The sequence below is a fragment of the Bacteroidota bacterium genome (assembly GCA_034723125.1).
Lineage (GTDB): Bacteria > Bacteroidota > Bacteroidia > CAILMK01 > JAAYUY01 > JAYEOP01.
In genome coordinates, this window is sequence record JAYEOP010000358.1 from 1 (window position 1) to 10,584 (window position 10,584).

7 protein-coding genes are annotated in these 10,584 nt (G+C 29.4%); all 7 read left to right on the forward strand.

Annotation, left to right across the window (positions count from 1 at the left end; translation table 11 throughout):
* Positions 1–988 precede the first annotated feature (988 nt).
* Positions 989–2,776: a hypothetical protein gene (locus U9R42_09650; protein ID MEA3496286.1), complete on the forward strand. Its 1,788-nt coding sequence runs from the start codon at positions 989–991 to the stop codon at positions 2,774–2,776.
* A gap of 25 nt (positions 2,777–2,801) precedes the next feature.
* Entirely contained in the window at positions 2,802–3,782 is a 981-nt protein-coding gene (locus U9R42_09655; GenBank protein MEA3496287.1) for a hypothetical protein, read from the forward strand.
* Between the two features lie 120 nt (positions 3,783–3,902).
* Positions 3,903–5,951 (forward strand): BatA domain-containing protein, encoded by a 2,049-nt coding sequence (locus U9R42_09660; GenBank protein ID MEA3496288.1) that lies wholly within the window; start codon positions 3,903–3,905, stop codon positions 5,949–5,951.
* 91 nt (positions 5,952–6,042) lie between these two features.
* Complete coding sequence (locus U9R42_09665; protein MEA3496289.1) at positions 6,043–6,576, forward strand: DUF4199 domain-containing protein; 534 nt, start codon at positions 6,043–6,045, stop codon at positions 6,574–6,576.
* Between the two features lie 2 nt (positions 6,577–6,578).
* Positions 6,579–7,541, forward strand: a complete 963-nt coding sequence (locus tag U9R42_09670; protein MEA3496290.1) for a glycosyltransferase family 2 protein — start codon at positions 6,579–6,581, stop codon at positions 7,539–7,541.
* Positions 7,542–7,575: 34 nt separating this feature from the next.
* A complete protein-coding gene (locus U9R42_09675) occupies positions 7,576–8,064 on the forward strand; it encodes a hypothetical protein (protein ID MEA3496291.1) in 489 nt (162 codons plus the stop codon).
* A gap of 42 nt (positions 8,065–8,106) precedes the next feature.
* Positions 8,107–10,584 (forward strand): mechanosensitive ion channel (locus tag U9R42_09680; protein ID MEA3496292.1); only part of this gene is annotated, 2,478 nt, incomplete at its 3' end.

Genomic DNA, 10,584 nt, shown 5'->3' on the forward strand with positions numbered 1-10,584 from the left:
AGTTATGTGTTACGGATAAACAAATTACCAGTCCGCAGTCGGCAGTCTCCAGTCAGCAGTTCGCAGTCAAATTCCAAATAAACAAATCACCAAATAAACAAATAAACAATCCCTACAGCAACAACCCATAAAGTCGTCATTGTGAGGGAGGTACGACCGCGACAATCTCTGGCTTTTTAGCAGAGGTAGTCAAGAACAGTCCTCAGTCAGCAGTAGGCAGTCTCCAGCCAGCAGTCAAATTCCAAATAAACATAAAGAAGTACTTAGAGTACTTAAAGTGCCTAAAGTACTTAGAGTTATGTGTTACGGATAAACAAATTACCAGTCGGCAGTCTCCAGTCGGCAGTCAAAAACAGTCCACAGTCAAATTTCGAATAAACAAATCAACAGATAAACAAATAAACAATTCTTTCATCAGATTACCACAGTCATTCTTCCTTCGCAATGACGGTATCTTGGAGCTTTCAATTAAAGAAGTCGGCAGTCCACAGTCGGCAGTCAAATCACCAAATAAACAATTCTTCTTAGCGTTCTTTGCGTCTTTGCGAGAAAATATAAACAAATCAGTCGGCAGTCAAGAACAGTCCACAGTCAAATTCCAAATAAACAAAACTTGCGACACGAAGTTAGCTCGTATGAGTCCGCATGGATAAACAACTTAATGACAATTAAATGACAGCGAAGCAAATGACCACTAAATGACTAGTGAAACAAATAAACAAATTACCAAATAAACAAATAAACAATTCTTCTTAGCGTTCTTTGCGTCTTTGCGAGAAAATATAAAAAAATCACAAAAAAAATACTTAAAGGTATGGGTTCTCAATTCCTTTACCTCAAAATAAAATTTAGCCATTATTTAGAAAAAAATAAAATAAATAAAAAAAACATAAAAATAATTGCTATTATTGATAAAAATATTAAATTTGCACTTAAGTAAAAATTAATTTTGAATTTATTTAACAACTAATAATTTAAATTATTTATCATGAAAGACTTTGTTACTCAAAGAAAACACATAATATTTGCAAGTTTAGGAATACTAATCTTCTTATCATTTGGTTGTAATCCAATTAAAAAAATGCAAAAAAATCTTGACCTTGTAAAAGTTAAAGTAGCTGACGAAACATTAGAAGTACATGCAGATAGCATAGAGGTAATGTTTAAAACTTACATTCCTGAGAAATTTTTCCACAAAAGAGCTATTTTAAAACTTGAACCAATTCTTATTTACAATCAAGACAGTCTTTTTCTTGATCCTTTCTTTGTCGCTGGAGAAAAAGTTGACTTAGAAATAAATCAAATCAATCCTGACCACACAGTTGCTTACAAGGAAGGTGGTACTGTTGAGTATTCAACAATAGTTCCTTATAAAGAAGGAATGAAAAATTCAATAATTTATATTCTTACTTCATATAAAATTGATTCAGAATATGATGAATTAGATGTATGTATTTGTGATGTAAAAAAAGACAAATTGTCAGAAGGGGTTATTACTACTTCACAATCAGTTCAACCAACAGACAATATAGAAATTGCAGGAAGCGTAGTTGGTGAAAAAATAGTTGCTAATGGAACAATTTATTACAAAATAAACTCTTCACGTTTAAGCAAAGGACAAACAGCAAGTAAAGACTTTGAACTTCCATTTGTAATTGAGCCAATTAAAGATTTAGCAATAAAGAATGGCATGAAAATAGAAAATCTCAAAATGCATTCTCAAGCCTCACCTGATGGTAAGATGAAACTAAACGAAAAACTTGCCAAAAATAGAAAGAAATCCTCTTTGACATATATAAAATATGCATTAGAAGAAATTGGTTTTGATGCAGTTTATGATTCTTCATTTTATAGTCCTGATGAAACAACTGAAGACTGGAAGGGACTTAAAGATTTGATTTCCAAAAGTGATATTGAAAACAAAAGCGACATTGTAAAAATAATCAATTCTGACCTTGCACTTGATGTTAAAGAAGAAAATATCAAAAAACTTACAGGAGAAAAATGGGACTACCTTGCATCAGACATTTTACCAAAGTTAAGAAAAACAGAAATTTCACTGGTAGCAAAAACTCTTATTCGTGAAATTGATTCACTACAAAAATTATATGACAATGGTCAATTAGCCTCACTTTACAATAAACAAGAATTATTACTATTAGCTTTTAATCAAGAAGATTTTGATAAGCAAATGGAACTTTTTGAATTATACAAAAAGAACAATCCTGACGAATATGTTGGAGACAACAACATTGCAGGAATTCATTTAATGAAAGGTAAAGCACAAACATCACTTGAAATTCTTGAGCCATTAGCAGAAAAATATCCTAATAAAAAAGAAATTATTAGTAACATAGGACTTTGCTACAGATATCTTGGAAGATATGATACTGCAATGACACTTTATGAGCAAGCAGAATCAATGAGTGTGGACGAAAGAAACAACAAAGCTATCCTTAACATCAAGACTGCTGATTACGATCTTGCTGTTAGTACTTTTGAAGAAAACAGATATGATTATAACCGTGCTCTTGCATTTACATTAAATAAAGATTTTGAAGGTGCTAAAAATGTTATTGATAAAATTGAAGATAAAACTGCTATTGATTTTTATCTAAGAGCTATTGTTGGTGCAAGAAGTAAAGACATTGATTTACTTACAACCAGTTTAACAAGAGCAATAAAGCTTGATTCATCATTACGTGAAAAAGCAAAAGGAGACTATGAATTTAAAAAATACTGGACTAAGCCTGAGTTTGAAAATGCAATAAGATAATTATCAACAATTAAAATAAACTATCATGAAAAAGATAATAAAAATTTTAACACTTTCTATTACAATAGCAATTACATTCAACTTTATTGCATGTGATGGTGGAGGAGGAGATGACCCGATAATCCCAACTGATAAACGACCGGGATTAGCCGTTACTGCTTCTTTTAATGGTGATGCAACAGAAATGTGGAGAAACGAACAAGCTAATTTTAATGTTACAGCTACATCAAATTCTACAACCTCAGCATCATTATCAAATCTTAAAATTGAAATCACATTTAACTCTACAGGAAATACAGAAGAAGATACTGCTTTTACAATAAATGCAAAATCATTTACTGAAACCTACGGTTATACAGTACCTGGAGATATTGCAGACGGAGAAATAATAACAATAAAATTTATATTAAAAGATGCCGACAATGAAGTGAAAAACAAAACATTTACTTTAAACTGCACTGACCCTGCTGATGTAATTAAGTATGAATTTCGACTTGGAGCACAATCAAATGGAACAGATGGTAATTTCTTTAACACTACTCTTGGAGAAATTTATTTTATTGATGTAGCCCAAGACCATAAAAGTGAAATTGACTTTGTTTATATGTATGTAGTATCACCTTATAACTACACTGCATCATTAGTTTCGCCATCCAATGCAGAATTATTTGGTGTAGGTCCAGGACAAAACAAAGATTATAAAATCCATGAATGGGATGCATCAGTACGAAACGAAACAATATTTAAAAAGCTTCCTGACGGAAGCGTTTCATTAGATGCTTTTGATGAAATGAGAGCATCAAATATTGAATCAAAATATAAAAACGCAAGCACAAGTGAATTAGATATAGCAAAAAATCTTCATGATGCTACTGGCGGATTCACAGCTCCTGCTATGTATGTTTTTAAAACAAGAAAAGGCAAATATGGTATTGTCTATGTTGAAGAAATAAAAATATATGCAAAAACAGGAACAATTGACCTTGTTTTGAAAATTTCAAAATAATTTTTATTTAATAATAGTTAAAAAGCTTCTCCTTGTGGGAAGCTTTTTTTTTATAAAACTTTTTAAACAAAAATTTTAAGTAGCATAGTTTTTGATTTCTGAATTTGAAAAAATTATTAAATGAATTTTTTATTCCCATCTTTCCTCTTTGCTCTATTCACTCTTAGCATTCCAATAATAATACATTTATTTCATTTCAGACGTTTTAAAAAAGTATATTTTAGCAACACATCTTTTTTATCATTTATCAAAAACGAAAAAAAAACTAAGAACAAACTTAAGCATCTTATAATTCTTATTCTCAGGCTACTTGCTATCGCATCACTGGTTTTCGCTTTTGCTCAACCATTTATTCCTGTTAAAAATATGAACAGCACTACAGGTCAAAAATCTGTAAGCATTTATATTGATAATTCACCCAGCATGAACAACATAAGTAGTGAAGGCTCGATGCTAAACGAGGCAAAAAATACTGCAAAAGAAATTATAAAAGGCTACGAAAACAATTGCAAATTTCAAATACTAACAAACCAATTATCTGTAAAAGAACAACGATTTTATTCACAGGAAAAAATAATTGATTTTATTAATGGAATAAAAAGTACTTCATTAACAAAAAATATAAATACAATAATTAATCGACAGGATGAATTATTGAATAGCTCAAATTCTTCAAACAAAATATCATATTTAATTTCGGACTTTCAAAAATCGTCCTCTAATTTCAGAAAGACAAACAAAGACAGTACAATTCATAGATTCTTGATTCCTGTTTCTGCGGTCAAATACAATAATCTTTTTATTGATTCCGCTTGGTTTGATGAAGCAGTGTTGCAATACAATCAATCCGTTACACTTAAAGTGAAGATAAAAAATAATACTGAAAAAGCAATTGAAAACAGCACAATCACTTTAAAACTAAACGACAAACAAAAAGCTATTGCTAACTTTTCTATTCCTGCAAATCAAAACAAAACAATAGATATTCCTTTTTCACTAACAAATAAAGGATGGAATAAAGGGCTATTAAATATTGATGATTACCCCGTAGTTTTTGATGACAATTATTTTTTTAGTTTTCATGTTGCAAAAAAAATTAAGATACTTCAAATTTTCAAAGAAACACCTCAGAACTACATTAAAACCGTTTTCAAAACCGATTCATATTTTGAATTTGAAGAAATAACTTCAGGTAAGATAAATTATTCATCTTTTGAGGATTACAGTTTAATAATTCTAAATGAATTAGAATCTATTTCCTCAGGATTAACAACAGAGCTTAATGAATTTGTAAAAAATGAAGGCAATATTTTATTTATACCCTCTTCCGATAAATCAATTTCAATTAAATCCTACAATCAATTTTTGAAACATTTTAGAGCAGGACATTTTGAAAAACCATTAGAGAAAAAACTAAAAGTTATTTCCATTAATCATCAACACCAACTAATGGATGGGATTTTTGAAAAAATTCCAAAAAATCTGAATTTACCTGTTTTAGAAAAATATTATCCACACAAATATTCAAAGCTATCCTCCAAAACTTCCTTACTGAAGTTAGAAAACGGAGAAAGTTTATTGTCAATAAACAAAGTTGAAAAAGGAAATCTTTTTATTCTAAATACTTCACTGAAAGAAGATTGGAGTAATTTTGCAAAACATGCTATTTTCGTTCCTTTACTTTACAAAACAGCTCTTTACACTCAAAATTCAACAAACATTTCTTATATTTACAGTTTAAATAAAAATGTAAGCATCATTACATCTTCATCTTTAGCTAATGAAATTTATCACATAAAACATAAAGAAATTCAGTTTATTCCAAAACAAAGAAACAACAGAGGAAAACTGAATATTTTGTTTGATAATAATTTTAATGAAGCAGGTTTTTACCAACTTATTGACGACAAAAGAATTAAGACCAACAATAATTTAGCTGTAATTTCATTGAACTACAACAGAAAAGAATCGGAACTTGAAACATATTCTAAAAATGAACTATCAGCTATTGTTGAAGAAAAAGGCTTTACTTTGCTTTATGGAAGTCCCAAAATAATAGGCAATAAAATAAAGCAATTAAAGCAGGGAAAAGCCCTATGGAAAATCTTTCTTTTATCTGCCCTATTTTTCTTTTTAACAGAGATTTTACTACTCCGATTCTGGAAATAATTTGAAAATACTAAATCAAAAACTACTTTGAAATAAATTGTTTAATTTTGAAGCAAAAAAAATTATTTAATTAACTAAAAAATATAGCATTATGAAACAAATTATTGGAAAATATGGTATCATGGGAGGAATTCTCTTAATTCTAAGTGCTGTAATTATTTACGTTTTAGGTATGGGTAGTAGTTGGGTTCTACTAACAATAATTCCATTAGTTACATATATTGTTCTAATTTATCTCGGAGTTTTATCTGTTCGTGAAGTAAGAAGTTTTACAAATAACAAAATTGAATTTAAAATGGCTTTTGGCACTGCCCTTTCAACATTGTTCATTGCTCTTATTTTTTCTACACTTTTCTCCTATTTGCTCTACAATGTTATTGACCCCGAATATGCTGACAAAATTAAGATTGAAACTATTACCAAAACAGAACAACGACTTGAAAAAGCAGGATTAAGCGATGAAAAAATGGAAGAAATTCTTGAAACAATAGAATCTAAAGATTTTAATTTTGACTTTAAAAAGGTAGTTAAATCAATTGGTTACGGAATAATCGTATTTGGAATTATTTCACTTATAATTGCAGCATCTGTTAAAAAAGACTTATACTTAGAAGAAAATCAATAATTATGGATATTAGTTTAGTTATCCCACTACTTAATGAAGAAGAATCAATCCCTGAACTTTCAGAATGGATTGACAAGGTAATGAATGAAAATAATTTTACTTACGAAATTATTTTTATTGATGATGGAAGCACAGACAATTCATTAGATGTTATAAAAGAACAAGCTAAAAAGAACAATAATATCAAAGCATTAAGCTTTAGAAGAAATTACGGTAAATCAGCCGCACTCAATGAAGGTTTTTCTATTTCAAAAGGAAATGTTGTAGTTACAATGGATGCAGATCTTCAAGATGACCCCGGAGAAATACCCGAAATGTATAAAATGATTACAGAGCAAGCTTATGATATAGTTTCGGGCTGGAAGAAAAAACGACATGACCCTATAACTAAAACAATTCCAACAAAATTTTATAACTGGACAACAAGAAGAATCTCAAAAATTAAACTCCATGATTTCAACTGTGGACTTAAAGCTTACAAATCGGATGTGATTAAATCCATAGATATTTATGGAGAGATGCACAGATATATTCCTGTAATTGCAAAATGGAATGGTTTTACAAAAATTGGAGAAAAAGTTGTAAAACACAGAGCAAGGAAGTACGGAAAAACGAAATTTGGAATAAAACGTTTTATTCGTGGACCTTTAGACCTGCTTTCAATCACTTTTGTATCTAAATTCTCTCAAAGGCCAATGCATTTTTTCGGTTCATTCGGGCTACTATCTTTCTTTATCGGTTTTATTATTTCTCTTTGGCTCATAGGACAAAAATTTTATTCACGGTGGTTTAACATCTCAATTACCAAAAGAGACATCATTGACCAACCATTATTTTTTATTGCCCTCGTACTGGTCATTGTAGGAGTTTTCCTCTTCATGTCGGGCTTCCTTGGCGAATTAATTATTAAGAATGATAAACATAAAAATATTTACCCACAAAAAGACAAAGTAAATATTGACTAATGTTTTAGTTTATTAAAAATCAAACTGTAAAAGCATGAAATCAAAATTCAAAATTTCAAAATTATTTATTCTATTAGGAATAATTTTATTAATTGCTTGTAATTCAAAAACAGAAAAAACTAATTTAGAAATCGAAAACTCTGTTTTTACTACAATTAATTATGACGGAGATGCAATTGAATTTAAAGACTCAGCACTGTATTTTCCCGGAGATGTTATTACTTTATATCTAATAAATGTCGGTAAATTTAAAGACTCAAAAGATGGATACTCTAATATTGAGATGGATGTAGAAATTAAAAATCCTAAAAAAGAAATCATTTATTCCGAAAAATCATTAGTTGAAAAAGAGGGAAAAATCAAACTCACAAATAACATTGCAGGGAATTTGTATGCAAACTGGGAATCAGTCCGTGGGCTTAATGCAGGGGAGTATAGTTTCACAATAATTGTGCATGACAAAAATGCAAAAACAAAAACTGAAACAACAAAATATTTTTATTTAAAAGAACAAATGGAATAAATTATTAACTTAATTTATTTCAATTTAAAAACACAAATCGAAATGAAACTAAAAAAAACAACAATTTTTATTTTACTTATTTTTGTAACAATTACATTAATAAAAGCACAAGAAAAAAAAGATCCATACTTAAACACACAAACACCACATAACACAATTTACACTCATATAAAATCACTTCAAAAAGCAGATTATAATATTAATAGAGCAGTAAAAACTTTTGATATTAAATCTAATGATGAAAAATACAATCAAAAAATAGCAAACAAACTTCAACAAATTTATAAAGGAAAAGGATTGGTAATAAATTATGATAAACTCCCAAAAGATGCAAACTATGTTGATACCAATACAGGAGAACATAAATACATTCCTTTTAAAAATTATTCAAAAATATATTTAATTAAAAAAGGTAATGAATGGTTGTACTCTAACGAAACCGTAAAAGCAATTCCAAAAATATACAAAGAAATATATCCTTTAGGCAAAGATTTTATTTCATCACTCTTTCCTCAAAAAGCAAACAATAAGGTAATGGGAATGTTTGCATGGCAATTATACGGTTTATTAATAATTTTAATAATTATATTTATGCTGTATAAAATATTTAATTGGATTTTCAATTTTATTCTTTATCGAATGATAAAGAAATTTTTCAGTCCCGAAATTGCTCATAATGTTATTTTACCTGTTTCTCGCCCCTTAAGTTTGCTTATTATTTCACTTATTTTACTTGCACTGTTTCCCATACTACAATTTACCGCTGAAATTATTGCAAAAGTAAATATCATTATTCGAATTGCAATTTCAGTTTTTGGAATGCTGATATTTTATAAATTTGTAGATGTTTTGGGTGAATACATGAAAAAAGCTGCAGATAAAACTAAAAGCAAACTTGATGATCAACTTGTACCATTAGTTACAAAAGCTTTAAAAGTATTTGTGGTAATTTTAGGAATTATTTTTATTCTTCAAAACTTCGGATTAAAAATAACAGGACTACTTGCAGGCTTATCAATTGGCGGATTAGCCCTTGCTCTTGCTGCACAAGACACCCTAAAGAATTTCTTTGGTTCAGTTATGATATTCCTTGACAAGCCGTTTCATATCGGAGATTGGATTGTTGCCGGTGATGTTGATGGAACTGTAGAAGAAGTTGGTTTCAGATCAACAAGAATCAGAACTTTTCAAAATTCATTAATTACAATACCAAACGCTAAACTCACAAATGATAAAGTTGATAATATGGGTTTAAGAGTTTACAGAAGACTAAGCACACATATTGCAATTACTTATGATACTCCACCTGATAAAATTGAAAGTTTTATTGATGGCATAAGGGGAATAATTAAAGTTCATCCTCACACTCGAAAAGACTTTTACATTGTAGAGTTACACGAAATGGCTGATTATTCTCTAAATATCCTGCTTTATATGTTCTTTAAAGCTGAAACATGGAATTTAGAATTAAAATATAGAAATGAGATATTATTATCAATAATAAAATTAGCGGAACAACTAGAGGTTAGATTTGCATTTCCAACACAAACACAATTTATTGAAGAATTTCCCGGCAAACCATCTCTATCACCAAAACATAGCAAAACCAAAAACGAACAACGTCAGATTGTTGCATCATTTATTAATAAGATGAAGCAAACTCAAACTATAGCAAGCAGGTCTGAGCATCAAAGGAAACAATACAAGCAGGCACAAAAACCTCAACAACAGCATCAGAAACACGATGCATCAACACATCAAAAACAAATACAAAAACAAAAGCAACAAGAACAACCACAAAAACAAAAACAGCAAGAACAACCACAAAAACAAAAGCAGGAACCGAAACAAAAGAAACAATTATTGAAAAAAAAGCATGAAAGACCAAGTAAACCAATAATTGAAAAAGAAGACAATCTTACTTCAAGAGCTGTAAAAAAAGGAAAAGAGATTACTAAAAATGAAATTATTGATATTGCTAAAGGATTAAAAATTGAAGAAAATGCATTAAAAGCAATTATTGAAGTAGAAACAAAAGCTAAAGGATTTTATTCTGACGGTAAACCAACAATTGTTTTTGAAGGTCAAAGATTTTGGAAAGAGTTATTAAAAAAGAATATTGACCCTGAACAGTACAAAGAAAAATACCCTGAGATTGTTTATTCAAGATGGACAAAAAAATATTTCAAAAAAGACCAACAAGAATACGAAAGACTTGAAAAAGCAAAAACAATAGATAAAGAAGCTGCATATCTTGCAACTTCATGGGGACGATTTAAGGTAACAGGATCAAGGTACAAACAATGTGGTTTTAATAGTTTACAGGAATTTGTTTACAAACAATATCAGACTGAGAAAGAACAACTTGAAACCATTGCCTCTCTTATTAAAACACTAAACATCGTTAATAGTATTCGAGAACATGATTGGAAAGCTTTTGCTAGGAAATTTAACGGACCTAATTATGCAAGAGGAAACTTTCATATAAAATTAGAAAAAGCATATAAGGATTTGCAACAA